Raw genomic sequence first — 448 nt, forward strand, 5'->3', positions numbered from 1 at the left:
CGGAATGACGCTCGCCACCGCCGGTCCGCGCAAGCCCGGAGCCCCGCTCGGAGCATCCGGCGTTCCGTTGATCATGTTGGAAAGGCCACTGAATCCGGCCTGGGCGATCTTCCGCAGCACGAGGTCGTCGGCTGCCGCCCATGCATCCCGTCCAGCCTTCGTCGAGGTCGGTTCCTCGCCGGAGAGGCGCAGCGCCCGCTGCTGGTTGGCGTCGTAGACGTCCCAGACCCAGGCGATCACGGTCTTCCCGCGCACCACCTGGGCGGAAAGGTAGCTGCGCACGCGGTAGGCGGCCGTGCCCTCGCGGGAGACGACGGACAGGCTGCGCAGCTTGGATTCGCTGTCGAGCACGCCGACCATGCGGTCGAATACCTGCGGTGGCGGGCCGTCGATGGATTCGAAGGCCACGGTTGCGCCGCTGCCACCGCTCGGCGCCATCGCATAGGAG

1 protein-coding gene is annotated in these 448 nt (G+C 69.2%); it reads right to left on the minus strand.

Annotation, left to right across the window (positions count from 1 at the left end):
- Positions 1-448, minus strand: a 448-nt coding sequence (locus tag MOV75_RS41865; protein WP_247008742.1) for a hypothetical protein, incomplete at both ends; no start/stop codon positions are given.

The organism is Bradyrhizobium sp. PRIMUS42, from assembly GCF_023006515.1.
Lineage (GTDB): Bacteria > Pseudomonadota > Alphaproteobacteria > Rhizobiales > Xanthobacteraceae > Bradyrhizobium.